This window comes from Arthrobacter oryzae (genome assembly GCF_031454875.1).
Classification (GTDB): Bacteria; Actinomycetota; Actinomycetes; order Actinomycetales; family Micrococcaceae; genus Arthrobacter; species Arthrobacter oryzae_D.
Genome location: NZ_JAVDRQ010000010.1, coordinates 1 through 25,908 on the forward strand (window position 1 = coordinate 1; position 25,908 = coordinate 25,908).

23 protein-coding genes are annotated in these 25,908 nt (G+C 66.9%); 14 read left to right on the top strand and 9 right to left on the bottom strand.

The genetic code is table 11. The annotated features are described in order from the left end of the window. Positions 1-472, top strand: a 472-nt coding sequence (locus J2805_RS17565) for a transketolase-like TK C-terminal-containing protein (protein ID WP_396134408.1), incomplete at its 5' end; no start/stop codon positions are given. An 83-nt stretch (positions 473-555) separates the two neighbouring features. Continuing rightward, entirely contained in the window at positions 556-1,164 is a 609-nt protein-coding gene (nboR, locus tag J2805_RS17570; protein WP_309978490.1) for a nicotine blue oxidoreductase, read from the top strand. A gap of 38 nt (positions 1,165-1,202) precedes the next feature. Here nboR and J2805_RS17575 read toward each other — a convergent pair whose 3' ends face one another. Further along, positions 1,203-1,853: a uracil-DNA glycosylase gene (locus J2805_RS17575; protein ID WP_309978492.1), complete on the bottom strand. Its 651-nt coding sequence runs from the start codon at positions 1,851-1,853 to the stop codon at positions 1,203-1,205. A 142-nt stretch (positions 1,854-1,995) separates the two neighbouring features. On the opposite strand from J2805_RS17575, the gene J2805_RS17580 reads away from it, so the two are divergent. Further along, positions 1,996-2,520: a DUF488 domain-containing protein gene (locus J2805_RS17580; protein ID WP_309978494.1), complete on the top strand. Its 525-nt coding sequence runs from the start codon at positions 1,996-1,998 to the stop codon at positions 2,518-2,520. Between the two features lie 56 nt (positions 2,521-2,576). On the opposite strand, the gene J2805_RS17585 is transcribed toward J2805_RS17580, so the two are convergent. Further along, positions 2,577-3,560, bottom strand: coding sequence for an aldo/keto reductase (locus J2805_RS17585; RefSeq protein ID WP_309978495.1), 984 nt, complete (start codon positions 3,558-3,560; stop codon positions 2,577-2,579). 80 nt (positions 3,561-3,640) lie between these two features. Between J2805_RS17585 and J2805_RS17590 the strand changes: the two genes are divergently transcribed. Both J2805_RS17590 and J2805_RS17595 read left to right on the top strand, forming a co-directional pair. Continuing rightward, the gene (locus J2805_RS17590) at positions 3,641-4,069 is read left to right on the top strand and encodes a DUF3592 domain-containing protein (RefSeq protein ID WP_309978496.1); all 429 of its coding nucleotides are present in this window, start codon (positions 3,641-3,643) and stop codon (positions 4,067-4,069) included. Positions 4,070-4,072: 3 nt separating this feature from the next. Next, positions 4,073-4,504 (top strand): DUF3592 domain-containing protein, encoded by a 432-nt coding sequence (locus J2805_RS17595; protein WP_309978498.1) that lies wholly within the window; start codon positions 4,073-4,075, stop codon positions 4,502-4,504. Positions 4,505-4,517: 13 nt separating this feature from the next. Here J2805_RS17595 and J2805_RS17600 read toward each other — a convergent pair whose 3' ends face one another. From J2805_RS17600 to J2805_RS17620, 5 genes are all read right to left on the bottom strand, one after another. Then, positions 4,518-7,403: a molybdopterin-dependent oxidoreductase gene (locus tag J2805_RS17600; RefSeq protein ID WP_309978501.1), complete on the bottom strand. Its 2,886-nt coding sequence runs from the start codon at positions 7,401-7,403 to the stop codon at positions 4,518-4,520. 2 nt (positions 7,404-7,405) lie between these two features. Continuing rightward, complete coding sequence (locus J2805_RS17605; protein WP_309978503.1) at positions 7,406-8,440, bottom strand: FAD binding domain-containing protein; 1,035 nt, start codon at positions 8,438-8,440, stop codon at positions 7,406-7,408. Continuing rightward, positions 8,431-9,696, bottom strand: a complete 1,266-nt coding sequence (locus J2805_RS17610) for an XdhC family protein (RefSeq protein WP_309978505.1) — start codon at positions 9,694-9,696, stop codon at positions 8,431-8,433. Before J2805_RS17610 ends, J2805_RS17605 begins: the two co-directional genes overlap by 10 nt. Positions 9,697-9,914: 218 nt before the next feature. Continuing rightward, on the bottom strand, positions 9,915-11,411 hold the full coding sequence (locus J2805_RS17615; RefSeq protein WP_309978839.1) for an NCS2 family permease: 1,497 nt from the start codon (positions 11,409-11,411) through the stop codon (positions 9,915-9,917). 14 nt (positions 11,412-11,425) lie between these two features. Then, on the bottom strand, positions 11,426-11,920 hold the full coding sequence (locus tag J2805_RS17620) for a nucleoside deaminase (RefSeq protein ID WP_309978507.1): 495 nt from the start codon (positions 11,918-11,920) through the stop codon (positions 11,426-11,428). A 387-nt stretch (positions 11,921-12,307) separates the two neighbouring features. On the opposite strand from J2805_RS17620, the gene J2805_RS17625 reads away from it, so the two are divergent. Together J2805_RS17625 and ligD are read left to right on the top strand one after the other, a co-directional pair. Beyond that, on the top strand, positions 12,308-13,672 hold the full coding sequence (locus J2805_RS17625) for an 8-oxoguanine deaminase (RefSeq protein ID WP_309978509.1): 1,365 nt from the start codon (positions 12,308-12,310) through the stop codon (positions 13,670-13,672). Between the two features lie 119 nt (positions 13,673-13,791). After that, positions 13,792-15,036, top strand: coding sequence for a non-homologous end-joining DNA ligase (gene ligD, locus J2805_RS17630; protein WP_309978511.1), 1,245 nt, complete (start codon positions 13,792-13,794; stop codon positions 15,034-15,036). Between the two features lie 112 nt (positions 15,037-15,148). On the opposite strand, the gene J2805_RS17635 is transcribed toward ligD, so the two are convergent. Next, positions 15,149-15,337, bottom strand: a complete 189-nt coding sequence (locus tag J2805_RS17635; protein ID WP_309978513.1) for a hypothetical protein — start codon at positions 15,335-15,337, stop codon at positions 15,149-15,151. Between the two features lie 347 nt (positions 15,338-15,684). Here J2805_RS17635 and pucL point away from each other — a divergent pair, with 347 nt between their 5' ends. Both pucL and J2805_RS17645 read left to right on the top strand, forming a co-directional pair. Beyond that, positions 15,685-16,593 (top strand): factor-independent urate hydroxylase, encoded by a 909-nt coding sequence (gene pucL, locus J2805_RS17640; protein ID WP_309978515.1) that lies wholly within the window; start codon positions 15,685-15,687, stop codon positions 16,591-16,593. A gap of 220 nt (positions 16,594-16,813) precedes the next feature. Further along, the gene (locus J2805_RS17645) at positions 16,814-18,319 is read left to right on the top strand and encodes a nucleobase:cation symporter-2 family protein (protein WP_309978518.1); all 1,506 of its coding nucleotides are present in this window, start codon (positions 16,814-16,816) and stop codon (positions 18,317-18,319) included. 117 nt (positions 18,320-18,436) lie between these two features. On the opposite strand, the gene J2805_RS17650 is transcribed toward J2805_RS17645, so the two are convergent. Beyond that, the gene (locus J2805_RS17650) at positions 18,437-19,192 is read right to left on the bottom strand and encodes an IclR family transcriptional regulator (protein ID WP_309978520.1); all 756 of its coding nucleotides are present in this window, start codon (positions 19,190-19,192) and stop codon (positions 18,437-18,439) included. Between the two features lie 221 nt (positions 19,193-19,413). On the opposite strand from J2805_RS17650, the gene J2805_RS17655 reads away from it, so the two are divergent. From J2805_RS17655 to J2805_RS17675, 5 genes are all read left to right on the top strand, one after another. After that, positions 19,414-20,853: an NAD-dependent malic enzyme gene (locus tag J2805_RS17655; protein WP_309978522.1), complete on the top strand. Its 1,440-nt coding sequence runs from the start codon at positions 19,414-19,416 to the stop codon at positions 20,851-20,853. 26 nt (positions 20,854-20,879) lie between these two features. Beyond that, on the top strand, positions 20,880-22,478 hold the full coding sequence (gene aceB / locus J2805_RS17660; protein WP_309978524.1) for a malate synthase A: 1,599 nt from the start codon (positions 20,880-20,882) through the stop codon (positions 22,476-22,478). A 3-nt stretch (positions 22,479-22,481) separates the two neighbouring features. Further along, entirely contained in the window at positions 22,482-23,756 is a 1,275-nt protein-coding gene (locus tag J2805_RS17665) for a DUF6986 family protein (protein WP_309978526.1), read from the top strand. Between the two features lie 10 nt (positions 23,757-23,766). Continuing rightward, on the top strand, positions 23,767-24,579 hold the full coding sequence (locus J2805_RS17670) for a bifunctional allantoicase/(S)-ureidoglycine aminohydrolase (protein ID WP_043484707.1): 813 nt from the start codon (positions 23,767-23,769) through the stop codon (positions 24,577-24,579). Between the two features lie 143 nt (positions 24,580-24,722). Next, entirely contained in the window at positions 24,723-25,886 is a 1,164-nt protein-coding gene (locus J2805_RS17675) for a serine hydrolase domain-containing protein (RefSeq protein ID WP_309978528.1), read from the top strand. Positions 25,887-25,908: the final 22 nt, after the last annotated feature.

A 25,908-nucleotide genomic window follows, 5' to 3' on the forward strand; every position in this document is an offset into this window, starting at 1 on the left:
GTGGGCGCTGGAAGCCCAGCGGATCCTGGCCGAGGACTGGGGCGTCTCCGCGGACGTCTGGTCCGTCACGTCCTGGAACGAACTGCGCCGCGACGGCCTCGCCGCCGAGGAGGAAGCCTTCCTGAACCCCGGCGAACCGGCACGGGTCCCGTTTGTGGCCCGGCAGCTGGCCGATGCGCAGGGGCCCGTCGTGGCGGTTTCGGACTACATGAAGGCCGTCCCGGACCAGATCCGCCAGTTCCTGCCCCACCAGTTCGCTTCGCTCGGTGCGGACGGCTTCGGCTTCTCCGACACCCGCGCCGCGGCACGGCGCTTCTTCAAGAACGACACCCACTCCATCGTGGTGAAGACGCTGCAGCTGCTCGCGGCGAGGGGCGAGGTGGAGGCGGGGGCGCCGTCGTACGCCATGGACCGTTACAAGCTCCTGGACGTCAACGCCGGCACCACCGGCGGCGCGGGTGGCGACGCCTGACGGGCCTGTTCGTTCGACAGCTGACGGCGGTGTCCCTTTGGGGCACCGCCGTCAGCCGCCTTTGGGGTGGATAGGCTGGGGCGATGGCTGACTTGAATGCACCGCGGACGACGGCGGTGCTGCTCGCCGCCGGGGCGGGCACCCGCCTGGGGCTCGGGCCCAAAGCCCTGCTGCCGTTCCGCGGCCGGACCCTGGTGGAAGTGCTCGCCGGTGTGCTGCTCGACGGCGGCTGCCGCGACGTGGTGGTCGTCCTCGGGGCCGAGGCGGCCAAAGTCCGCGAAACCACCAAGCTGACCCTGCACACCGTCATCGATAACCCGGACTGGCAGTCCGGAATGGGCAGTTCATTCCGGCGGGGAATTGCCGCGGCGGCAGCTGAGGACCATGTGCTGATGGCCCTGGTGGACCAGCCCGGCCTGACCCCGGAAACGGTGGCCCGCGTGCTGGCAGCGCACCGGCCGGGCCGGGTGACCGCCGCCGCCTACCGCGGACCGGGCGGCACCCTCCGGCGCGGCCATCCGCTGCTGCTGGACGTCACTTTGCGTGCGGAAGCGGCCGAATCAGCAACGGGCGACGCCGGTGCCCGGCTTTTCCTGCAGGCCCACCCGGAACTCATCGACCTGGTGGATTGCAGCGACCAGTCCGGCGGCGAAGACCTGGATACTCCGGACCAGCTGCGATTGCTCGGCTAGGCCAGACCCAAGGCCCGGCCCCTTGGCCGGAGGCTGCCCTACTGCCGCACCCCCGCTGAAAGCAGCTCCTCCAGTCCGCGCTTGAAGCCGGACCTGCCGCCGTGGGCGGGATGCCTGATTTTCGGCACGTCCAGGCCGCTCCGTTGCAGGCTGCGGTGGGCCACATTACCCACGGCCACAACGGTTTCGACGGGAAACAGCTCCATCAGTGCCTGCCAGAACGGAGTACCCAGGGCTGCTTCGGGGGCAGTCGGCGTGCGGTTGGACAGCGGCCGTCCCGGCACATGCGTATGCCAGGGGCAGGCACTCCACAGCACAGGCAGGAATTCCAGCTCGGCCAGTACCTGCCACATCACTGTCGCGGTCGGCTCGGACGCGACGCCCTCAGCCTCCGCCGGCAACACGTAGCCTTTTCCCGGCCCGAACAACCCGAAGTGGTTCGCCGGCCCCTCGAACATGGTGCGGTTGGTGAAGGGAACGCCGGTGATCCGCATTCCCCTGAAGCCGGGGGCTTCCCCCACCAGCAGCACCTTCGGGGAGCGGTCCAGCATTTCCTGCAGGTAGAGGCCCAGGTTCCGGCGGCGCTGCGCATTGGCCGGAGTGGTGTGATCGAAGAAGTTGTTGCACGCTGGCCGTGTGGCTACGGCCGAGAGCTGGTCAACGAACGCGCTGATGGATGGTGTGGTCACGCACGTCCCCCTTCGAAGCACGAACTGGCAGCTAACGATGTCAAACGCCCGGTTTGAGGCCATTATCTGCCAGTTCGCGCCAAGATGCCCCCGGGCTCCCGCGTCATCGCCGCTTTGGCAGCCGCCGCCATAGCATTGGGGCATGACGGACATGACCATCTTCACGGTGGGCCACTCCACTCATCCCATCGAGGAATTCATCGGCGTCCTGAAGGCCCACGGCGTGAAGAAGCTGATCGATGTGCGCACCGTCCCGAAGTCGCGGCACAATCCGCAGTTCAATGAGGATGCCTTGGCGGCGAGCCTGCGTGCCCGCGGAATCACTTACCGGCGGATGCAATCCCTCGGCGGACTGCGGCACGCCCGCAAGGACAGTCCCAACAGTGCCTGGCGCAACGCGTCGTTCCGGGGCTACGCGGACTTCATGCAGACCGAAGAGTTCTCAGCAGCCATCGACCAGCTGCTGGAACGTGGGCGGAGCAACAATGCTGCCATCATGTGCGCGGAAGCCGTGCCGTGGCGCTGCCACCGCTCACTGATCGGTGACGCGCTGGTGGTCCGGAACGTCGAGGTGCTGGACATCATGACGGAAAAGACCGCCAAACCCCACACCCTGACGTCCTTCGCACGCGTCGACGGCGAGCGGGTCTGGTATCCGGCGGACTGATCAGCCCCAATTGGTCCCGCAACCTCAGGCACGCATGTCCCCCGCCAGGAGACCGCCTACCAGCGCGGGTGGATCGAATCGCGGAAGTAGCGGTCGTAGATTTCCCGGACCCCGACGTCGAACGTTGCGTCAATGCCGGTGACGCCCGCCGCGGCGGCGTTGGAGCGGGCCTGGTCCACGTTCCGTGCGCCCGGGATCACCGTGCTGACACCGTCCTGGGCGGCGATCCAGGCGATGGCCGCCTGGGCGGTGCTGACGCCGTCGGGCACCAGTTCCTCGAACTCTGCCACCGCTTTGAGCCCCTGCCCGAAGTCCACGCCGGAGAAGGTCTCTCCGACGTCGAACGATGAGCCGTCGCGGTTGAAATTCCGGTGGTCGTCCGCCGCGAAGGAGGTATCCGCGGTGTATTTGCCGGATAGCAGGCCCGAGGCGAGGGGAACCCTGGCGATGATGCCTACCCCGGCCGCCTCGGCCGCGGGCAGCACCAGGTCCAGCGGCTTGAGCCGGAAGGCGTTGAGGATGATCTGCACCGTGGCGGTGCCTTCGTGCCGGATGGCTTCGAGGGCTTCGTCTGTCCGCTCCACGCTGACGCCGTAGTTCCGGATGGCACCGTCCGCCACGAGGGTGTCCAGTGCGTCATAGACCTCGGCGTTGCTGTAGACCTCGGTGGGCGGGCAGTGCAGCTGCACCAGGTCCAGCTGCTCCGTTCCCAGGTTCCGCCGGGACCGGTCCGTCCACTCGCGGAAGTTGGCGAGGTTGTAGTTCTCCGGCTGCTGCTCCATTCTGCGGCCCATCTTGGTGGCCACAGTGATATCCAGGCCGGGGTTATCCGCCAGGAATGCGCCGATGGCCTGCTCGCTGCGGCCGTCGCCGTAGACGTCCGCGGTGTCGAAGAACGTGACACCCGCTTCCACGGACGCAGCCAGGATGTCCCGTGCCTGCGCGGGATCCACGTTGCCCCAGTCCGCACCCAGCTGCCAGGTTCCGAGTCCGACAATGGAGACGTTCCGTCCGGTCTTGCCTAAAATGCGCTGTTCCATCATCCGACTATATGCCGTCGGCTTCGGTCCGGTGCGAGCCGGGATGGCATACTTCTTGGTGACTCGACCGGGGGAATAGCTTGAGAATCGTTTTGTACGCCGTCTGGGCGCTGTTTGCCGTCGGCATCACGCTGACGCTGATCCATCAGTATCGTAAATCGATGCGCCACGAAAAACTGATAGCAAGCTGGCCAAAGGCGCGGGCCACGGTCACCGGCAGCGTTGCAGGCTGGAGCAACGGCGCCGGCAGCGGACCGAGGAGCCGGCGCTTCTTCGCCACCTACCAGTTCGCGGACCCGTACGGGACCCTCTTTGCCGGCGAATCGGAGGTTTCAAACGCCAACCCGCCGATGCCCGGATCGTTCGTCGAGGTGGCCTACAACCCAATGAATCCCGTCCAGTCGTTCCAGGTCCAGAACGGAACCACTACGGTGCTCGGCATTGCGGCTGCTGTCTTCGCCGCGATCCTTATGGGCATGTTCGTCTTTATCGGCGTCCTCACAGGCTGAACCATGGACTCCATCAAACTGATCTTCGTGGTGGTGCCGGGCATGTTCCTGGTGGTCGGCCTGATCCTGATAGGCCTCTCGCTGGCCCCATCCCTGCGACGGCGCCGTGCCGTGTCCAAGTGGTCACGCACCTCGGCCATGGTCACAGGCAACCTCCATGGCACGGACGGACCCGGCAGCAACGGCAGGAACCGTTTCGCCCCGACTTACGAATTCACCGACTCGACGGGCAAGCGCTGGCTGGGCCAGTCGGACATCTACGGCTTCGACCAGGCGATCATCGGAACCGCCATTCCGGTGCTGTTCAACCCGGCCAACCCTGCCGAATCCACGCAGCCGGTCCTGGTCGTTGCCAAAGGCCTGATGTCCACAGGCCTGATGATGGTGCTCTTCGGGGCCGGCGGCGTCACGATGTTTGCCACCGTTCTCTGGTAGCCTCCCCGCGCCGCTATAGGCCGTTGGCGCTCTCCAAACGCGAGGCCATGCCCGCTTCCTTCAGTCCCAGGTAGATCTTGTCGCGCGCGATGGGCAGCTCGGCGAACCGCACGCCTGTGGCATTCCGGATGGCATTCGCCAGCGCCGGAGCCACCGGATTGAACGGGCTCTCGCTCATCGACTTGGCCCCCAGCGGGCCCATCTTGTCGCTGGTTTCGGCGAAATACACCTCGCTGCGGGGCACGTCCGCGAAGGTGGGGATGTGGTACTGCCGCAGGATGTCCGTGGTGACCTTCCCGCCGTCGTCCACCCTGACTTCCTCGTACAGCGCGGCGCCGAGGGCCTGGGCGATCCCGCCTTCGATCTGGCCGCGGCACTGCCGCGGGTTGACCACCACACCCGCGTCCGCCGCCTGGACGCTCTGCAGGATCTTCAGTTCCCCGGTTCCGGTGTTGACCGCCACACGGAAGCCCTGGACATTGAACGCGACCGAGCGGGGTGTCCCGCCCCAGTGCCCTTCGGTGGCAAGCTCGACGCCGGCCGCTTCGGCGGCGTCGTAAAGGTCCGTCAGCGGCACCCTGGTCCCCTCGCAGACCACGGCGTCCTCCTCCATCACGCAGCCGGAGGACTGGATCTGCCGGATGCCGGCGGCGAACGCGCGGATGCGGACCGCGAGCTCTTCGGCCGCGGCCAGCGTGGCCTTTCCGGCCACCACCGTTCCGGCCGAGCCGAAGGCGCCTGTGTCATGCTGCACCAGGTCCGTGTCCGACTGCCGCACGGTGACGCGCCCCGCCGTGGTGGACAGGGCGGTGGCCGCGAGCTGCGCGTGCACGGTGGTGGTGCCGTTGCCGAATTCGGCGGTCCCGACGTCGGCCGCGTACGTTCCGTCCGGAAGGAGCCGGACCTTGGAGTGGGCAAAATGGCCGCGCGGCGGGACGGTGTCGATCATTGACAGCGCCGTCCCCTCCCCCGTGACCCAGTCCGGGCCCAGGTCATCCAGCCCGGCGGCCCGGTAGCGTTCGAGCCCGCGGGCCAGCGCGTCCTGCACCAGCCGGGTGCACTGGTCCAGCCCGTAGCTTCCGTAGTGCACGTCCTCTTCAGGTTCGGAATGCGTGGAGAGCATGTCGTCGCCTTCGAGGACCATGTTGCGGCGGCGGAACTCCAGCGGATCCATGCCGATCCCGGTGGCAAGCTCGTCGATGCCGGACTCGATCGCGAAGATCATCTGGCTCAGGCCGTAGCCCCGGAACGCGCCGGAGGGAACCGTGTTGGTGTACACCGCGTGGGCGTCCACCTTCTTGTTGGCGCACTTGTAAACGCCCAGCGATTCGCCGCAGCCGTGGAACATCACGCCCGGAGCATGGTTGCCGTAGGCCCCGGTGTTGGTCAGCACGTCCAGCTGCAGCGCGGTGAGCCGGCCGTCCCTGCTGGCGCCGGCTTTGAGATGGATGGTGAACGGATGCCGGGTGGTGGCGGACGTGAACTGCTCCGTCCGGGTGAATTCGAGCTGCACAGGCCGCTTCAGCTTCATCGCCGCCATAGCCACCACGTCCTCGGTGAGCACCTCCTGTTTCCCGCCGAAGCCGCCTCCCACCCGTCCGGCCACCACGCGAATCTGCTCTTCCGGCATGTCGAAGACCCGGGAAAGGGTGCGCCGGACCAGGAAGGGCACCTGGCTGGACGTGCGGATTTGGAGCCGGCCGTCAGGGTCCACGGACGCGATGGCGGCGTGCGTTTCCAGCGCGGTGTGCTGCACCCTTTGCGTGCGGTACGTCTGTTCGTGGATGAAGTCCGACTCGGCAAACCCGTCGGCAACGCTGCCGAGTTCGGAATGCAGCTCCGCCACGACGTTCTGTTCCGGCCGGCTGATGCGCGCAATCGCTGCGTCCTTCCCGCCATGGACGGCCGGTGCACCCGGCCGCATCGCTTCCTCGGGGGTGAAAACGGCGTCCAGCACCTGGTACTCGACCCTGAGGGCACGCACGCCGGCTTCCGCGGCGGCCACGGAATCGGCGACGACGGCGGCAACCTTCTGCCCGATGAAGCGGACCACATCGTCCAGGACGCGGGTATCGTCCGGGTCGTCGGTGAAGAGCTCGTGCTGAGCGGTGGAGAACAGCTGGGCCGGGGCGTCCTCATGGGTGAAGACCGCCACCACACCGGGGATTTCCAGGGCCGCGGTTGAGTCGATGGAGAGCACCCGGGCGTGGGCGTGCGGCGAACGCAGGAGCTTCAGGTGCAGCAGCCCTTGCAGCTCGTCCGCGGGCACATCCAGGGTGTAGCGGGCCTTTCCTGTCACGACGGCCAGGCTCGCGGGGGCGGGCACGTCGTCGCCGAGCTGACCCGGCCGGGGATCCGGCTGGCCCTCGCCGGCGATCCCTGACCCCGGACCTTCGGGGTCCGGGTGTCCTTCAAGGCCGCAGACGGCATCCTCGATGGCCCGGTACCCGGTGCAGCGGCAGAGATTGCCCTTGAGGTTGCGGGGCAGGTTTTCCAGCTGTTGCTCGTCGAACGTGGCGGCCGTCATCACCATGCCGGCGGTGCAGAATCCGCACTGGAATCCCTGGCGGTCCAGGAACTGCTGCTGCATGGGATGGAGGGTGCCGTTGGTTCCGACGGCGTCGGTGCCGTTGCCGGTTCCTTCGAACGATCCGCAGGTTCGGGCAAGGCCCTCGACGGTGGTGACGGCGTGCCCTTCGGCCCGCACGGCCGGGTAGATGCAGCTGTGCACGGGGGTGCCGTCCACGTGGACCGTGCAGGCTCCGCAGTCGCCGCCGTCGCAGCCCTTTTTGACGCCGAAGTTTCCCTGCTCCCGCAGGAACGTGCGCAGGCACTGGCCGGGGCGCGGCTCAGCTGCCGCCGGAACGCCGTTGATTTCGATGGTGGTGTTATTGGCCATGCTCAGGCCCCTTTCTGCTGAGACGAAGCCTGCGATGAAGCCGTGTGCTGGGTGTTGCGCTGCATTGAAGTGCGGTGCACCGGGCGTTGCTGTGGCGGTGTTTGCTGCGCTGATGTCTGCGGCGGCGGCCAGAAATCCCCGGAGACGCGGGCGGGCGGAAGGCCGGCCGGGGCCTCCAGTTCAGCCCGGATTTCCTCCGCGAGGCGGTATGTCATGTCCTGCCGCCATTCCGGCAGGCCGTGGATGTCGTCGTGGTACAGCTCCGCCGGAATGGCGGCATCGAGCGCATCCACGAGGGCAGCGGCCGACGACGCAGCGCCGGACTGAGCATCCCCCGCCGGAGCCGGAAAGCGCAGCTGGACGGGGCGTTTGGTGGCGGCGGTGACCGTGAGGACCAGGGTGCCGTCGGCGTCGAGCCTTCCAATCAGGAGGACCCCGGACCGGCCCAGGTTGCTGAGCGAGAGGCGGCGGAATGCCACGCGGGCGGCAAGGGCGTACGCCGGAAGATGGATGCTGCGCAGGAGTTCGCCGGGCGCCAGGCAGTTCTTTCCATCCCCGGTGACGAAGTCGGCCACCGGCACGGTGCGCTGTGCGCCGCCCGGACCGAGCACTTTGGCCTCGCCGTCGAGGGCGGCACACAGGGAAATCATGGGGCCGGCGGGGAGCGACGTGCAGAGGTTGCCGCCCACGGTGGACATGTTCCACACCTTGAAGGAGGCCACGAACGAATCACAGCACGGACGGACAAGGTCCAGGGCAGGCCAGGCCGCTGCCCGCTCCCCCAAAACGTCGGAGGAAGGCAGCGCATAGAGCTCCGCCACGGTGCAGGTTGCCGCCAGCTCGATGCCGGTTTCAGTGACTGTGGCGGCGGGCCAGCCGGCTGCGCCGAGGTCCAGCAGCCGGCGGAGCGGTTCCTTGCCGAACGCGAAGCTCCCGTACGAGAAGAGGACCGTTCCGCCGGCGAGCCAGGCGTCCCCGTCGCGCCAGTCGGCCGGGTCCTCGGTGCGGATCACGGCCTCGATGGTGTTCATGTCCATGGGGTCTCCTGGTGTTGCGCGGTGTTGACGGTGTGAATGGGGCCGGTGCCGTCTTTCAGCGACGATGCCCGCACGGGTGCGCCGCCGGAACTGCTGCGGCTGGCCACAAGCTCGGCGGTGATGGACACGGCCACCTCCGCGGGGGTCACGGCGCCGAGGTCCAGTCCGATGGGCGAATGCAGCCGGGACAGGGCCTCGGCCGTAACCCCGGCGGCAAGCAGCGAATCGACGCGTTGCCGGTGGCTGCGGCGCGATCCCATGGCGCCCACAAAGGCCAGGTCCAGGCCCAGCGCCGTTTCCAGCAGCGGGATGTCGAACTTGGGATCGTGGGTCAGGACGCAGGCCACGGTCCGGGCGTCGATGCGCCCTGCCGCTGCTTCCTCCGCCAGGTAGCGGTGCGGCCAGGCGGTGACCACCTGGTCGGCGCCCGCGAACCGCGACTGGCCCGCGAAGGCCGGCCGGGCATCGCACAGCGTCACGTGGTAGCCCAGCAGCTGGGCGGCGGGCAGCAGGGCTGCACCGAAGTCGTTGGCGCCGAAGATCAGCAGGCGGGCCGGCGGAAGGCGGCTCTCCACGAGCAGGGTAATGGGCTCGGGGTTGACGTCTGGGTTCGTGGCGTGGCCGTGTGGCACGGCAGTGCCGGAAAGGCAGCCCTCCGGTGGGGCGAGCCTGACGAGCCCGGTCCGGCCCCCGCGCAGCAGGGGTTCCAGCTGCGCAGCGGCCGCCAGCAGCAGCCGTCCGGCAGCCGGCGCCCCAAGAGAGGCCAGTCCCAGCAGTGCGGCGAGTTCGGCGGAAGACGCCACCAGGAAGGATGCCGGGTCGGGGATCACGACGGCGCCGCCGCCGTGGGCGTCCACCCTGCGGATCAGTGCCAGGGCACTGGCAGGCGCGTGGCCGGCGAGCGCCTGCAGGTTCTCCAGCCGGAGGCCGCCCGGGGCCGAGCCGAGCGGCTCGATGTGGATCTCCAGCTCCCCGCCGCAGGTGAGTCCGACGGCGAACGCGTCCTCGGCGCTGTAGCCGAAAAACTCGCGGCGGGTGCCGCCGTCGTGCATTGCCGCCAGCGCCGCCTCCACGACGGCGCCTTCAACGCAGCCGCCGGACAGGCTGCCCAGGACTTCGCCGGCCTCGGACACGAGCATGGACGTGCCAAGCGGCCTTGGCACGGATCCGCCGGCGCCCACTACGGTGGCCACGGCGCAGCGCTGGCCGGTGGCGGCGGGCTGCCACTCCTTCAGTGAAGGCATCAGATCCAGCATTGCTGCACTCCCTTTTCCTGTGCGGCGATGGTGTCCATATTCTCTTTCCTATCCTGCGCCGGCGGAAGCACCGGCGGTAGCGGCGCCTGCGTCAGTTGGGTTGCAGTTTGGCGGATCAGCAGTTTGGCGATCAGCAGTTTGGAGGACCGGGGCCGGCCCCATCTGCCAGCCCCGGTCCGGTCTGTATGGGACCCCGGGGGGGCCCAGCGCGGAGGTCCCTACGCGCCGAGGAGGGCGTTGATGGGACCGCGGGCGAAGTACACCAGGAAGCCGGCCGTGACCACCCACATCAGCGGGTGCACCTTCCGGATTTTCCCGGAGCAGGCACTGATGACTGCCCAGGAGATGAAGCCGACGCCGATGCCGTTGGCGATGGAGTAGCTCAGCGGCATGGTGACGATAGTCAGGAAGGCCGGCAGCGCCACGGAGAACTTGCTGAATTTGATTTCGCGGATCTGGGCCATCATCATGGCGCCGACCACTACCAGGGCTGCGGCGGCCACTTCCAGGGGCACCACCGACGTGAGCGGGGTCAGGAACATTGAGCCCAGGAACAGGACGCCCGTGACCACGGAGGCCAGTCCGGTGCGGGCGCCTTCCCCGATGCCCGCAGCGGAATCGATGTACACCGTGTTGGACGAACCCGAGGTGGCTCCGCCTGCGACGGCTCCCAGGCCTTCGACGATGAAGGCGGACTTCAGCCGGGGGAACGTGCCGTCCTTGTGCGCCACGCCGGCGCTCTTGGCCAGGCCGGTCATGGTGCCCATGGCGTCGAAGAAGTTGGTGAACACCAGCGTGAACACCAGCATCACGGCCGCCAGCGCACCGATCCTGCCGAAGGCGCCGAACAGGTCGAACTGCCCCACGAGGGAAAGGTCCGGAGCGGACACCAGCTGGCCGGAGAGGACAGGAGTGTTCAGGTGCCAGCCGCCGGGGTTGCTCGCGCTGCCGGGGCCGATCTTCATGACTGCTTCGACGATGGCCGCCAGCACGGTGGTGGCCACGATGCCGATCAGCAGGCCGCCCTGGACCTTCCGGGCCACGAGGATACCCATGACCAGCAGGCCCACAATGAACACCAGGGTGGGAACCGAGGTGATGGAACCGTTGTCGCCCAGCTGGACCGGAGGGCCCGCCGTCGTGGCCCGGACAAAGCCGGAGTCAACGAATCCAATGAACGCAATGAACAGGCCGATGCCCACCGTGATGGCGGCCTTCAGCTCCTTGGGCACGGCGCGGAAGATGGCTGTCCGCGCGCCGGTGACGCCGAAGAGGACGATCAGTATGCCGTTGATGACCACCAGGCCCATGGCCTCGGCCCAGGTGACTTCCTGGATGACGGCCACTGCCAGGAAGGAGTTGATGCCCAGGCCCGCCGCGAGGCCGAAGGGCAGGTTGGCGATCAGTCCGAACAGGATGGTCATCACGCCGGCGGTGAGGCCGGTGACGGCGCCCACCTGCGCTGCGGACAGCCAGCCCCCGGCAACGTCGGTGGGGGCGTTGTCCGCGCTGAAGCCGCCAAGGATCAGCGGATTGAGGATGACGATATAGGCCATGGTGAAGAACGTGACCAGGCCGCCGCGGACCTCGCGGGCCAGGGTGGAACCGCGTTTGGTGATCTCGAAGAAACGGTCCAGGAAGGCATTGGACGGCTGCGGGCGCTTGGGGGCGGCAGGCTGCTGCCGCTCTTCGGAGGTGGTGTCCAGGATTGTCATGTCAGCCACCGGCCCTAGTAGTCAATCCTGGAGTCGAGCGTGTTCCAGGTGTTGAACGGCTGGAGGACCGGAGGCGCCTGGGGGTCCTCGAGTTCCAGCTTGGCCACCGGCATCAGCGCGTCCCGCTGGTCGTTTTCGAAGTACTCGTAGAACACGGCGTCGTCGAAGCCGACGGAGGCGGCGTCGTGCCGGTCGGCGGCGAACACCACGCGCTCCACCCGGGCCCACAGTGCCGAGGCCAGGCACATGGGGCACGGCTCGCAGCTGGTGTAGAGGGTGGCTCCGGTGAGGTCGAACGTGCCAAGTTCGCTGCACGCCCGGCGGATGGCGGTGACTTCGGCGTGGGCTGTGGGGTCGTTCGTGGCGGTGACGCGGTTGACGCCGTCGAACGTTTTTCCGTCTGCCGTGACAACGACGGCGCCAAACGGACCGCCGCTGTTCAGGACGTTGGCCGTGGCCAACTCGATGGATTTGGCCAGGAATTCCTGGGCCGTGACGGTGGTACTCATGATGCGACTCCCTTTGCTTGGAAGCCGGTACGCCGAGGTGGAACGAAAGGGCCAGATGCGACGGTTACCAGGCTTCAGCATGTGCTTTTGAAGGTTAAGTTGCGCCTGGTAGATAGCTTCCCCGGAGTCCGGGGGCCCGCCTTTGGCAAAATCGAGATTAGCACTGGAACGTGAGCTGCGCCATAGGTTTTGGAAAGTTAATTTCGTGGTGTGAAATTTAGATGTCCAAGTTGTCACAACCCGCGGGTTCACTTCGGCGCGTTGACGCGGCGGTTCGCGCGGTCCTACGCTGAAGCCCAACCGGCGCTCGCCGCCGGACGCCTGGATCAGCAGACAGGCCTTCACTGAGCTGGCATTACAACCGCACACTCAGACAGGAGCGCCTGCATGTCCACGCACCCTTCCACTTCCCGGCTCTGGATCCGTTATCCGCTCGCGGCCTTCACCGCCAACACCCTGGACGCCTCCGGCGGCATCGTGGTCAGCGGCGGAATCATCACGGAAGTCCTCGCCGCGGGCCAACTGCCCTCATCCCCTTGCCAGGAGACGTTCGACGCCTCAGCGCATGTCCTGCTGCCGGGCCTCATCAACACGCACCACCACTTCTACCAAACGCTTACCCGGGCCTGGGGCCCGGTGGCCAACGCCCCGCTGTTTCCCTGGCTCCAGAACCTGTACCCGGTCTGGGCGCGCCTCAAGCCGCGGGACCTGGAACTGGCCACCACCGTTGCCCTCGCGGAGCTGCTGCTCTCCGGCTGCACCACGGCCGCGGACCACCACTACCTCTTCCCCGACGGCATGGAGGACGCCATCGACATTGAGGTCCGGGCTGTGCGGGAGCTGGGGATGCGGGCAACCCTCACCCGCGGTTCCATGACACTCGGAGAGGACGACGGCGGGCTGCCGCCGCAGTCCACCGTCCAGGCGCCGGAGGTGATCCTGGCGGACAGCGAACGGCTCATCCGCGAGTACCACGAGCGGGGCGACGGCGCCGTCATCCAGGTGGCCCTGGCCCCGTGCTCGCCGTTTTCGGTAACGAAGGAGATCATGGCCGAAAGCGCTGTCCTCGCGGAACGGCATGACGTACGGCTGCACACCCATCTCGCCGAGACCCTGGACGAGGAAGACTTCTGCCGGGAGATGTTTGGCCTGCGAACCGTGGACTACCTGGACAGCGTGGGCTGGCTGACGGACAGGACCTGGCTGGGCCACGGCATCCATTTGAGTGACGCCGAGATCGCCCGGCTGGGAGCCGCCGGCACCGCCGTCGCCCATTGCCCCACCTCCAACATGAGGCTGGCCTCGGGCACTGCGCGGGTCCTGGAGCTGGAGGACGCGGGCGTTCCCGTGGGGCTGGGAGTGGACGGATCGGCGTCGAACGATGCCTCGAACATGATCCTCGAGGCGCGGCAGGCGCTGTACCTGCAGCGGCTCCGCTACGGGGCTTCCGTTCCGGTGGAGCGGGCACTGGGGTGGGCAACCCGCGGCTCCGCAGCCGTGCTGGGCCGCCCCGATCTTGGGCAGCTGGCGCCGGGGATGCAGGCGGACCTGGCGCTTTTCCGGTTGGACGACCTGCGGTTCTCCGGCAGCCACGACCCCCTCGCCGCCCTGCTGCTGTGCGCGGCGGACCGGGCAGACCGGGTCATGGTGGGCGGGCAGTGGCGTGTGGTGGACGGGCAGATTCCGGGGCTCGATGTTGCCGGGCTGATCGCCGAGCACTCAGCCGCGGCGCGGAAGCTGGTGAACGGCTAGGACCTCCTCCGCCGATTCGACGGTTCCCTGCGCACACGACGTCCGGCGACGTCGTACCTGCGGGGAACCGTCGAAACGGGGCCTATGCTGCGGCATCTGATCGTTGCTAGCGTGGCGGCATGAACCCGTCGAAGACGCCGGCCGAGATCCTCGACATTGCCGGCACCGAGGTACGCATCTCCAGTCCGGACAAGGTGGTGTTCCCCGAGCAGGGGCTGACGAAGCTCGACCTGGTGCGCTACTACCTCGCCGTCGCGGAGGGTGCGCTGCGCGGCGCCGCCGGCAGGCCCATGGTGCTCAAACGCTTCCCGAAGGGCATCGACGCCGAGCCGTTCTTCCAGAAGCGCGTGCCTGAAAACCACCCCGACTTTATCGACACCACGACGCTGCACTACGCGTCGGGGACGTCGGCCGAGGAGGCCGTCATCCGGGATGCTGCGGGCTTGGCGTGGGTGGTGAACCTTGGCTGCCTGGACCTCAACCCGCATCCCGTCCGCGCCGAGGACCTCGAGCACCCCGACGAGCTCCGGGTGGATCTCGACCCGATGCCGGGAGTTGACTGGTCCCAGATCGTCGATGTCGCCTACGTCGCGCGGGAGGTGCTCGACGACGTCGGGCTCGTGGGGTGGCCGAAGACCAGCGGATCGCGCGGACTCCACATCCTGGTGCGTATCGCTCCGGAGTGGTCCTACCGCGACGTGCGGCTCGCCGCCGAGACCCTCGCCCGCGAAGTCGAGAACCGCGCTCCGGGACTCGCCACCGCGCGGTGGTGGAAGGAGGAACGTGGCGAGAGTGTTTTCGTCGACTTCAACCAGAACGCTAAGGACCGCACCGTGGCGTCGGCGTACTCGATACGGCCCCTGCCCGATGCCCGCGTCTCGACGCCGCTCACCTGGGACGAGGTCCGCTCCGCCCGGCCGGAACAGTTCACGGTGCGGACAGTACCCGAGCGCTTCGCAGCGGTGGGCGACCCGCACGCCGGCATCGACGACGCAGTGGGCACACTCGACGGGCTCCTCGCGCTGGCGGCCAAGCTCGGCCCCGCCGAGAAGGCCCCGCGCAGTGGCGACGGCGCCGGGCGCAGGCAGTCGGTGATGCCGCTCATCGAGGTGGCCCGCACCAGGACAAAGCCGGAGGCGCTCGCGGCGCTCGACGAGTGGAAGACGCGGCATGCGGACCTTGTCCCGGCCCTGCATCCGGCCGATGTGCTCGTGGACGGAATGCGCGGATCAAGCTCGCTCTGGTACAGGGTGCGGGTGAACCTGCAGCACGTCCCCGAGCCGGAGCGTCCGCCGCAGGAGGAGCTCATCGCTGACTACGACCCCTGGGCCGGCAAGGAGTGGCCGGGCCGCCCCGGCTCCTGATCCCGGCGACGCGCAATCGGCCTGGGGACGCAGAATCGGTCTGGGACACCCGAATTCGGGTGTCCCCAGACCGATTCTGCGTCCCCAGCGAAGATGCGTGTCGTCAGACCCGTTACGAACGCTGGCCGCCGAAGCCCGGCAGTCCGTGGATCCAGCGCGAGAAGCGACCGGGGACGTGCTGACGGTCCGCCGGCAGGTAGAAGTCCGGATCCGTGCCGCCTCCGAGGGGAAGGTAGAACTCCTGGACTGAGGGTGCCGCCGTGTTTGCCGGTGCCACCGGCGTTGTGTCCTGCTGGTACATCTGATCCTCCTCCGAGGTCGTCGGGCCATACCGCTTTTCCGCAAAGTGGAAAATAAGTTTTGCTATATGAAAAGCTTAGGGTGCGGACCGCCGCACGTCAACGGGTCCGGTCACAATCGGATTTTTCGACCAGTGATGTACACCACGGCAAAGCTCGGCTACGCTTTAAGTCAACTCGTGGCGTAGGTCACGTAACCTGGGAGCAGCAGGCAGGGTCGTAATGAGCTGGCGTCATTGGATGCCGGCTCTTTTTTGTTGGGTCGGCTCCATCAGAAACGCGTGCGAAACACGCGCTTAATTTCAATGATGGAACCTAGGTTCCACATCACGGAAGTTGGGAACAGACCATGAGCAGCAAAATCATCCTCGGCCAGAACCAGTACGGCAAGGCCGAAGTCCGGGTCGTCAAGATCACCCGGGACACCGACCGCCACGAGATCGAAGACCTCAACGTCACCTCGCAGCTCCGCGGAGACTTCGCGGCGGCCCACCTCGAAGGCGACAACAGCCACGTCGTGGCAACCGACACCCAGAAGAACACCATCTACGCGTTTGCCCGTGAAGGCGTCGGCTCACCGGAGGCCTTCCTCCTGCGCCTGGGCGAGCACTTCACGTCCAGCTTCGACTGGGTTACCGGCGGCCGCTGGGAAGCCGAGTCCTACAGCTGGGACCGGATCCAGGCCCACGGCGCGGAGCACGACCACTCCTTCGTGCGCAACGGCCAGGAGGTCCGCACCGCCGTGCTGGTCCGCGACGGCGCGGCAACGCACCTCATTTCGGGCCTCAAGGACCTCACGGTGCTCAAGTCCACCCAGTCCGGATTCGTGGGATACCCGAAGGACAAATACACCACCCTCCCGGAAACCACTGACCGCATCCTGGCCACGGACGTTTCCGCCCGCTGGCGCTTCAATGCCAACACCGATTTCGGCGCCCTCGATTTCAACAAGAGCTACGAGGACGTCAAGAGCCTCCTGCTGGAAGGCTTCACCGAAAAGTACTCGCACGCCCTGCAGCAGACCCTGTTCGACATGGGCGCCAAGGTCCTCGAAGCACACAGCGAGATCGACGAGATCAAGTTCTCAATGCCCAACAAGCACCACTTCCTGGTGGACCTCTCGCCGTTCGGCCTCGACAACCCCAACGAGGTCTTCTTTGCCGCCGACCGCCCGTACGGCCTGATCGAGGCTACTGTCCAGCGCGAAGACGCCGCTCCGGCGGACATCGCCTGGTCCGGCATCGCCGGCTTCTGCTAAAGCACCACCAGCGGCGGCCCGAGCGAGCCACCCGCCCAGAGTTTTTGTCCAGATAACGGGGCTTGGGCACCCCCTAACGCCCCTTATCTGGACAAAAACTCCGGGCCGGCTCGCCTACCGAGCCCGCCAAGCTCCACCCTGAGCTCCACCGATTAAAACTGTTAGCCAGACACCGTTAGCCAGACAAAGACGTCTGCCATGAACACCAAGAAAGTCTGCCATGAACATTAAGAAGAAATCGGCCGCTGCAGTGGCCGGCACCGGCCGCAAGCAGTCCGGCCGTCCAGAGGACCAGCGGCTTCCGCTCGCCAGCACGTTCGCCTACGGCTTCCAGCACGTCCTCACCATGTATGGCGGCATCATCGCCCCGCCGCTGATCATCGGCGCAGCAGCCGGGATGTCTTCGCAGGACATTGGCCTGCTGATCGCCGCCTGCCTCTTCGTTGGCGGGCTGGCCACGATCCTCCAGACAGTCGGCATCCGGTTCTTCGGCTCCCAGCTTCCCCTGGTCCAGGGTGTCTCCTTCGCCGGCGTCTCCACCATGGTGGCGATCGTTCACGGCGGCGGCGGGATCCAGGCCGTCTTCGGCTCGGTGATTGTCGCCTCGCTGATCGGCCTGCTCATTACCCCGCTGTTTTCCAAGATCATCCGTTTCTTCCCGCCGGTGGTCACGGGCACGGTGATCACCACCATCGGCCTGACGCTGATGCCGGTCGCGGCCAACTGGGCAATGGGCGGAAACAGCAAGGCGCCGAACTACGGCAGCGTGGCCAACATCGGCCTGGCCGCGGCAACCATGGCTATCGTCCTGTTGCTCAGCAAGGTGGGCAGCGCCGCAATCTCCAGGCTTTCCATCCTGCTGGCCATGGTGCTCGGCACCTTGATTGCCTTCGTCTTCGGCATGGCTGACTTCTCCAAGGTGGGCCAGGGCGAAATCGTCGCGTTCCCCACCCCCTTCGCATTCGGTCCGCCCACTTTCGAGATCGCCGCGATCATCTCCATGCTGATCGTCATCCTGGTGACCCTTACTGAGACCTCCGCGGACATCATCGCGGTGGGCGAGATCGTGGGCACCAAGGTTGATTCCAAGCGCATCGGCGACGGCCTCCGGGCGGACATGCTCTCCAGTGCCATCTCGCCGCTGTTCAACTCCTTCACCCAGAGCGCCTTCGCCCAGAACGTGGGCCTTGTTGCCATCACCGGCGTCAAGAGCCGCTTCGTGGTCAGCGCCGGCGGACTGATTCTGGTGATCCTTGGCCTGCTGCCGGTTCTTGGCCGTGTTGTCGCGGCGGTGCCGACTCCCGTCCTGGGCGGCGCCGGCGTCGTACTCTTTGGCACGGTTGCCGCAAGCGGCATCCGGACACTTGCCAAAGTGGAGTACAAGAACAACATGAACCTGATCATCGTGGCCGCCTCCATCGGTTTCGGCATGATCCCGATTGCCGCCCCGGCGTTCTACGACCAGTTCCCGTCCTGGTTCGGCACCATCTTCCACTCCGGCATCAGCTCCGCCGCCGTCATGGCCATCCTCCTGAACCTGCTCTTCAACCACCTGAAAGCCGGCAACTCGGAGAACCAGTCAGTGTTCGTGGCCGGCACCGGGCGCGTGGTCCGCGAAGAGGACCTCAAGTGCCTGGCCGACGGCGACCGTTTCGAGGACGGCAAGCTGATCGACTGCGACGGCAAGGAAGTCCCGGTGGAGTCGTCATCGAAGTCTGAGCACTAAGGCTCCAGCCTGTTAAGCGCGAACGGACAGTTGCGGCCCTATCCCAAGGGCCGCAACTGTCCGTTCGCGCTTCCGCCGCGCACTCCCGGACGCCGCCTGAAGAGAACGACGGCGGGGTCAGCTTTGGTTGAGCTCGTCCGAGATCGTCTGGGCTGCTTCGCGCAGCAGCGGAACGGCGCGCTCGGCAAAGGACTGGTCCACGCGGGAAACCGGCCCGGACACGGAGATGGCCGTGGGCGTCGGCGCGTTCGGAACCGCCATCGCAAAGCAGCGGACGCCGATCTCCTGTTCCTCCTCGTCAATGGAGTAGCCGCGTTCGCGGATCAGCTTCAGGTCCAGGAGCAGGGAGTCGATGTCGCCGATGCTCTTGGGCGTGGGCGTCGGCATGCCGCTGCGCTGGACGATCCCGCGGACGGTTTCGTCATCAAGCTGGGCCAGGATCGCTTTGCCCACACCGGTCGCATGGGTGTGGGCGCGGCGGCCTACCTCGGTGAACATGCGCATGGAGTGCAGCGACGGCACCTGGGCCACGTAGATCACCATGTCCGAGTCCAGCACTGCCATGTTGGACGTCTCCCCCAGCCGGTCCACAAGCCACTTGAGCTGAGGCCTGGCCAGTGCTCCGAGCTGCTTGTTGGCGCCTTCGCCCAGCCGGATGAGCCGCGGACCGAGGGCATAACGCCGGTTCGGCAGCTGGCGGATGTAGCCCAGGGTGACCAGGGTGCGCAGCAGGCGGTGGATGGTGGGGAGCGGCAGATCAGTGGAGGACGAAAGCTCGCTGAGCGTGACGTCTCCGCCGGCGTCAGTGATCAGTTCCAAAAGTTCGAAGACGCGCTCAACGGACTGCACGCCTCCCGGGGCTTTTTCAGCCATAACCGTGGTCTCCTGCGGTATCGGTTCCGACAACTCTTATCCACATCGTGAAAAAAATTGCTTAGAAGACCCAAGATACAGCACGCTCAGGCCGCCGTCGATGTGCGCGCAGGGCTTGTATTTCCACAAAGTAGATAATAATATCCATAATACGAAAACATTTGATTGAGCAGTAAGCCCTTGTGCGCACCGCATCGGGGCCCGACCAGGAGGAACATTCAATGGCGAACCCGAGCCCCGGAAATTCGATCACCCTGCGCGTGGAAGCACCGTCGAGCTTCACCGCGACGAGCGAGCTGGCCGCCGCCGTCGGAGCCGCCGGCGCAGCCATCACCGCCCTGGACGTCACCGAGTCCCACCACGAGACCCTGGTTGTGGACGTCACCTGCAACACCACCGACGACGAGCACGCTGCCCGCGTCAAGGACGCCCTGAACGCGCTCGACGGCGTCACGGTCCAGCACGTCTCCGACCGCACCTTCCTGATGCACCTCGGCGGCAAGCTCGAGGTCGTCCCGAAGGTCGCCCTTCGCAACCGCGACGACCTTTCCCGCGCCTACACCCCCGGCGTCGCCCGCGTCTGCCTTGCCATCGCGGAGGACCCCTCAGCGGCCCGCAACCTGACCGTCAAGCGCAACACCATCGCCGTCCTCACCGACGGTTCAGCCGTCCTGGGCCTCGGCAACATTGGCCCGGCCGCGGCCCTGCCCGTCATGGAAGGCAAAGCGGCCCTGTTCAAGCAGTTCGCCAACGTTGACGCCTGGCCGGTCTGCCTCGACACGCAGGACACCGAAGAAATCATCATGATCGCCAAGGCCATGGCCCCCGTCTACGGCGGCATCAACCTTGAGGACATTGCCGCGCCGCGCTGCTTTGAAATTGAGAAGCGCTTGCGCGATGAACTCGACATCCCCGTCTTCCACGACGACCAGCACGGCACCGCGATTGTCACCCTTGCCGCCCTGGTCAATGCGCTGCGCGTCGTCGACAAGAAACTGGACGAGGTGAAGATCGTCGTGTCCGGCGTCGGTGCCGCAGGCTCGGCCATCATCCAGCTCCTCAAGGCCCAGGGAGCGCAGCACATCATCGCCGCCGGCCGCTCCGGCGCCATCCACTCCGGCGCGGAATACAGCGACGAACACCGCAGCTGGATTGCGGCCAATACCAACGAAGAAGGCTTCTCCGGAACCCTGCACGAGGCACTCGTCGGGGCGGACGTCTTCATCGGCGTCAGCGCACCGCACGTGATTGGCGAGGAGCAGGTCGCCGCGATGGCGCAGAACGCGATCGTATTCGCCATGGCCAACCCCACACCGGAAATCGACCCGGTGGTAGCGTCAAAGCATGCGGCAGTGGTGGCTACGGGGCGCAGCGACTTCCCCAACCAGATCAACAACGTCCTGGCATTCCCGGGGTTCTTCCGCGGGCTGCTGGACGCCGGAGCCTCGGACATCACGCCGGACATGCTGGTGGCCGCAGCGGAGGCGATCGCCAACCGCGTGGCGGACGATGAACTCAACGCCAGCTACATCATCCCCAGCGTCTTCGACCCCCACGTTGCCGCCGACGTCGCAAGTGCCGTAGCAAACGCCGCCAACGCAGCGAAGGCCGCCGCGCAGCCTACGGCGCAGCGCGCAACCCTAGAACCCGCCAACGCCTGATTCGCAGCCTAGAAAGGACCCGGACAATGGCTCTCTCAGTCACAGACCCGCAGCCGATTGCACGTGCAGAGGAAATCCTCACCCCGAAGGCCCTGGCCTTCGTCGAGGAGCTCCACAAGCGGTTTGCGGGCACCCGCGCCGAACTCCTCAAAGCCCGCGTGGCCAAGCGCGAGCAGGTAGCCCGGACCGGAAAGCTTGATTTCCTGCCGGAAACCAAGGATGTCCGCGAGGGCGACTGGAAGGTTGCGCCGGCGCCTGCCGCGCTGCAGGACCGCCGCGTGGAAATGACCGGCCCCGCCTCGCCGGCCAAGATGGCCATCAACGCCCTCAACTCCGGCGCCAAGGTGTGGCTGGCCGACCTCGAGGACGCCAGCACGCCCACGTGGGCCAACGTCATCGACGCGATCCTGAACCTGCGCGATGCGGCCACCGGAACCCTGAGCTACACCTCGCCCGAGGGCAAGGAGTACCGGCTCCGCACCGATGCGCCGCTCGCCGTCGTGGTGGCCCGCCCCCGCGGCTGGCACATGGACGAGCGGCACCTCCTGCTCGACGGCGAGCACACCGTGGGCGCGCTGGTGGACTTCGGGCTGCACTTCTTCCACACCGCCAAGCAACTGGTCCTCAACGGCCACGGTCCGTACTACTACCTGCCGAAGATGGAAAGCCACCTTGAGGCGAGGCTCTGGAACGAAGTGTTCGTCTTCGCGCAGGAGTTCCTGGGCATCCCGCAGGGCACCATCAAGGCCACCGTGCTGATCGAGACCATCCCCGCGGCGTTCGAGATGGACGAGATCCTGTACGAGCTCCGGGACCACGCCGCCGGCCTCAACGCCGGCCGCTGGGACTACCTGTTCAGCATCATCAAGTACTTCCGCGACGCCGGAACGGACTTTGTGCTGCCGGACCGCGCCACCGTGGCCATGACGGCGCCGTTCATGCGCGCCTACACCGAACTGCTGGTCAAGACGTGCCACCACCGCGGCGCCTTTGCCATGGGCGGAATGGCTGCCGTCATCCCCAACCGCCGCGAACCCGAGGTCACCGCCCAGGCGTTCGAGAAGGTCCGTGCGGACAAGACGCGCGAGGCCAACGACGGCTTTGACGGCTCCTGGGTTGCGCACCCGGACCTGGTGCCGGTGTGCCGGGAAGTGTTCGATTCGGTCCTCGGGGAGCGTCCCAACCAGCTGGACAAGCAGCGCCCCGAAGTCAGCGTCACGGCGGACCAGCTGCTGGACATCGCCTCGGCTGACGGCACCGTCACGGAAGCCGGGCTGCGCCTGAACCTCTACGTCGCCGTGGCGTACACGGCCGTGTGGATTTCGGGCAACGGCGCAGTGGCGATCCACAACCTGATGGAGGATGCCGCCACGGCAGAGATCTCCCGTTCACAGGTCTGGCAGCAGATCCGCAACGGCGTGGTCCTGGCCGATACCGGCAACACGGTTACCCGTGAACTCGTCCGCACCATCCTCACCGAGGAAACCGAGAAGCTCCGCGGCGAAGTGGGAGAGGAAGCCTTCGCGCAGTACTACCTCCCCGCCAGTGAGCTGATCGCGGACATCTGCCTTTCCGAGGACTACACGGACTTCCTCACCACGCCGGCCTACGAACTGGTGGGCTGAGGCATGGCGGTACCCTCAGGTTCCTTCACCCCCAACGATCTCGCCCAGATCGACGCCCAGCTGGCCGCCACCGACCAGCTCCTGGAGCGCAACTACCCGGGCGACGACGGCACCCGCCAACCGGTGCATACCGTGTATATACCGGCGGACCGCTTCGCGCCGTCGTTCTCCGCTGAGTGGGGCGCGCAGGCGCTCACGACGGCGGAGGCCCACGGCGGCCTGGCCCGCCTGGGTCACCTGCTGGGCCAGGACGCCGACCTTGCCGAGGCTGTGGCGGCACGGGTCCAGGCGAAGCTGGAGACTGAACCGGTCGAGGACCTGCGCCTGGACTTCGAGGACGGGTTCGGGGACAGGGGCGACGACGCCGAGGACGCCGCCGCTGCTGCCGCGGCGTCCGCTGTGGCCGCCGCAGTTGCGGCCGGCACGGCGCCCCCGTTCATCGGCATCCGCTTCAAGTGCTTTGAGGCGGCCACCCGGGCCCGCGGCCTGCGGACGCTGGACCTGTTTGTCTCCGGCCTGGCCACCGCAGGCGAGCTGCCCCAAGGCCTGATCCTCACCCTGCCCAAGGTCACCACCGTGGCGCAGGTCAAGGCCATGGACTTCGCCGTCTCCCGGCTGGAGGAAGCGCACTCGCTTCCCGCCGGCCGACTCCGGTTCGAGGTCCAGGTGGAGACGCCGCAGCTCATCCTCGGTCCGGACGGCACGTCACCGGTGGCACAGCTGCCGCACGCCGTCCCCGGCAGGATCAGCGGCCTGCACTACGGCACGTACGACTACTCCGCCTCCCTGCAGATCTCCGCCGAATACCAGTCCATGGAACACCCGGTGGCGGACTTCGCCAAGGAAGTCATGCAGCTGGCCGTGGCCGGGACGGGCATCCGGCTGTCGGACGGCTCCACGAACATCATCCCGGTGGGCGACAACGTGGAGAACGCGTGGCAACTGCACGGCCGGCTGGTGCGGCGCTCCCTGGAACGCGGCTACTACCAGGGCTGGGACCTGCACCCGGCCCAGCTGCCCAGCCGGTTCGCGGCGACCTACGCGTTCTACCGCCAAGGCCTGCCCGCCGCGGCGGCCCGGCTGCGCAACTATGTGGAACGCACCGAAGGCGGGGTCATGGACGAGCCCGCCACCGCCCGGGCACTGGCCGCTTTTGTGTTGCGCGGCGTCCAGTGCGGCGCCGTGGGCGCCGAAGACGTCCAGGCGCTTGCCGGCGTCGGAATCCCCCAACTCACCGGTCTGGCCCACCCGCGGCTGGCCCACTCCACTTCGAAGTAAGGACCCAATGATGGGCAAGTACTACTACCCCCAGGGCGGCCTGCCGCCGCAGACCCACCTCACCACGGAGCGGGCCATCGTCACGGAGGCCTACACGGTCATCCCCAAGGGCGTCATGACCGACATCGTGACCAGCACCCTGCCGGGTTTCTCCAACACCCGCTCCTGGATCCTGGCCCGCCCGATCTCCGGGTTCGCCACCACGTTTTCGCAGCTGATCGTGGAGATCGGCCCGGGCGGCGGCGCTCCCAAGGCCGAGTTTGAGCCCGGCGTCGAAGGCGTCGTCTTCGTCACCAAGGGCAAAGTCAACCTGACCCTCGACGGCGAACTTCACCAGCTGGAGGAGGGCGGCTACGCCTACCTGGCCGCCGGTGCTGCCTGGGGTCTGGAGAACGTCTCGGATGACATTGTCTCCTTCCAATGGATCCGCAAGGCCTACGAGCGGCTTGAGGGTTACGAGGCAAAGTCCTTCGTCACCAGTGATGCCGAGGTGGAACCCACCGCGATGCCGGATACCGACGGCGCCTGGAAGACCACCCGCTTCACGGATTCCAGCGACCTGGCGCACGACATGCAGGTGAACATCGTGACGTTCCAGCCGGGCGGGGTCATCCCGTTCCCGGAGACCCACGTCATGGAGCACGGCCTGTACGTCCTCGAGGGCAAGGCCATGTACCTGCTCAACAACGACTGGGTTGAGGTGGAGGCCGGTGACTTCATGTGGCTGCGCGCCTTCTGCCCGCAGGCCTGCTACGCCGGCGGCCCGGGTCAGTTCCGTTACCTGCTGTACAAGGACATGAACCGCCAGATCCGCCTGACCTAGCCCGGGCTCTTCTGCCCAACTGACTCGCAGTTAACGTCGCCAAACCGCGGTTTCGCGACGTCAACTGCGAGTCAGTTGGGTTAACGGGAACGTGGCCGACGGCGGCACGGCAGCTATTGACGCCTCCGGACCGGCTGAGGAACATGAGTTCCGTGGCGTGGATTCGCACCCTGCCGTTCCGGCTCGCGGCCGCCGCAGCCGCCGCCGGGCTCGCAGCAGCCCTGGGCGGCTGCACCGCGGCCCCGGAGCCTCGGGAGCCGGCCGCTTCCACCGCGCACCTGGCGGAAGCATTGGAACAGTTCAGCAACAGGATGCTCGACGGCGGCGCCCCGGCCGTCCTGATGCAGGCCAAAGTGCGCGGCCAGGAATGGTCCCGGGCTTCCGGCGTCAGGAGCCTGGAGGGCCGGGAACCGGCGGAGATCACGGATTCCCTGCACGTCGCCAGTGTGACCAAGAGCTTCGTGGCGGTGTCCGTGCTCAAGCTGGCTGCCGAGGGCAAGCTGGGACTGGACGACCCCGTTAGCCGGCATTTGCCGGACTTCGACAGCATCATGCACCCGCCCGGCCCGGTCACGATCCGGCGGCTGCTGCAACACCAATCGGGAATGCCGGATTATGTCGTCCCGCTGATGCAGCAGGGCAGCCTGCGGGAAGTGCTCACAACCAGCTGGAAGCACGGAGACCTCCTCGCCTTGGCGGCGTCCCAACGGTGGGAACGAAAACTGGGACAGGGTTTTGAGTACTCGAACACCAACTACGTGGCCCTGGGCATGATTGTGGAGCGGCTTCGCGGCCAACCGATCGGCGACGTCCTGCGGGAGGACGTCATCGAACCGCTCGGCCTGCGGGGCACCCGGCTGACGGACCTCGGCTCGCCGCCGCCGTCACTGGTCCACGGCTATGTCACCATCTTCGGCGAGCGCCTGGACGTCAGCTACCCCGCCCTTCACGCAGGCGCCGCTGCCGGCGGCCTCCTATCCAGCGTCGGCGATCTCAATACCTTCTACGCCGCACTGCTGCAGGGCCGGCTGGTTCCGCCGGCCATGGTGGCGGAAATGCAGAGTCCGCTCTACGCCCGGTACGGCTTGGGCATCCAGCGCTGGAACGACACCTGCACGAACAATTTCTACTACGGCCATGGTGGCGGCACCGTTGGGTACGGCACAGTTTCCATGTCCAGCGCGGATGGCACCCGGCAGGCAACAGTCTCCCTCGCCTATCCCCCGGGGTCCTTCACTATCACTGGCAACGGCATCGTGGAGGACCTGACGAACGTAGTCGAGGACGCACTCAACGCCAGTTGCTAGGTACAGACCCATCCGCGACACG

What these genes read in the sequence shown, in the direction of transcription:
- J2805_RS17600 (WP_309978501.1), bottom strand. Translation starts at nt 7,403, where the DNA reads ATGGCCAATAACACCACCATCGAAATCAACGGCGTTCCGGCGGCAGCT.
- J2805_RS17675 (WP_309978528.1), top strand. Translation starts at nt 24,723, where the DNA reads ATGAGTTCCGTGGCGTGGATTCGCACCCTGCCGTTCCGGCTCGCGGCC.
- J2805_RS17620 (WP_309978507.1), bottom strand. Translation starts at nt 11,920, where the DNA reads ATGAGTACCACCGTCACGGCCCAGGAATTCCTGGCCAAATCCATCGAG.
- ligD (WP_309978511.1), top strand. Translation starts at nt 13,792, where the DNA reads ATGAACCCGTCGAAGACGCCGGCCGAGATCCTCGACATTGCCGGCACC.
- J2805_RS17635 (WP_309978513.1), bottom strand. Translation starts at nt 15,337, where the DNA reads ATGTACCAGCAGGACACAACGCCGGTGGCACCGGCAAACACGGCGGCA.
- pucL (WP_309978515.1), top strand. Translation starts at nt 15,685, where the DNA reads ATGAGCAGCAAAATCATCCTCGGCCAGAACCAGTACGGCAAGGCCGAA.
- J2805_RS17645 (WP_309978518.1), top strand. Translation starts at nt 16,814, where the DNA reads ATGAACATTAAGAAGAAATCGGCCGCTGCAGTGGCCGGCACCGGCCGC.
- J2805_RS17655 (WP_309978522.1), top strand. Translation starts at nt 19,414, where the DNA reads ATGGCGAACCCGAGCCCCGGAAATTCGATCACCCTGCGCGTGGAAGCA.
- J2805_RS17610 (WP_309978505.1), bottom strand. Translation starts at nt 9,696, where the DNA reads ATGCTGGATCTGATGCCTTCACTGAAGGAGTGGCAGCCCGCCGCCACC.
- J2805_RS17580 (WP_309978494.1), top strand. Translation starts at nt 1,996, where the DNA reads ATGACGGACATGACCATCTTCACGGTGGGCCACTCCACTCATCCCATC.
- J2805_RS17670 (WP_043484707.1), top strand. Translation starts at nt 23,767, where the DNA reads ATGGGCAAGTACTACTACCCCCAGGGCGGCCTGCCGCCGCAGACCCAC.
- J2805_RS17585 (WP_309978495.1), bottom strand. Translation starts at nt 3,560, where the DNA reads ATGGAACAGCGCATTTTAGGCAAGACCGGACGGAACGTCTCCATTGTC.
- J2805_RS17665 (WP_309978526.1), top strand. Translation starts at nt 22,482, where the DNA reads ATGGCGGTACCCTCAGGTTCCTTCACCCCCAACGATCTCGCCCAGATC.
- nboR (WP_309978490.1), top strand. Translation starts at nt 556, where the DNA reads ATGGCTGACTTGAATGCACCGCGGACGACGGCGGTGCTGCTCGCCGCC.
- J2805_RS17605 (WP_309978503.1), bottom strand. Translation starts at nt 8,440, where the DNA reads ATGGACATGAACACCATCGAGGCCGTGATCCGCACCGAGGACCCGGCC.
- J2805_RS17650 (WP_309978520.1), bottom strand. Translation starts at nt 19,192, where the DNA reads ATGGCTGAAAAAGCCCCGGGAGGCGTGCAGTCCGTTGAGCGCGTCTTC.
- J2805_RS17625 (WP_309978509.1), top strand. Translation starts at nt 12,308, where the DNA reads ATGTCCACGCACCCTTCCACTTCCCGGCTCTGGATCCGTTATCCGCTC.
- aceB (WP_309978524.1), top strand. Translation starts at nt 20,880, where the DNA reads ATGGCTCTCTCAGTCACAGACCCGCAGCCGATTGCACGTGCAGAGGAA.
- J2805_RS17615 (WP_309978839.1), bottom strand. Translation starts at nt 11,411, where the DNA reads ATGACAATCCTGGACACCACCTCCGAAGAGCGGCAGCAGCCTGCCGCC.
- J2805_RS17595 (WP_309978498.1), top strand. Translation starts at nt 4,073, where the DNA reads ATGGACTCCATCAAACTGATCTTCGTGGTGGTGCCGGGCATGTTCCTG.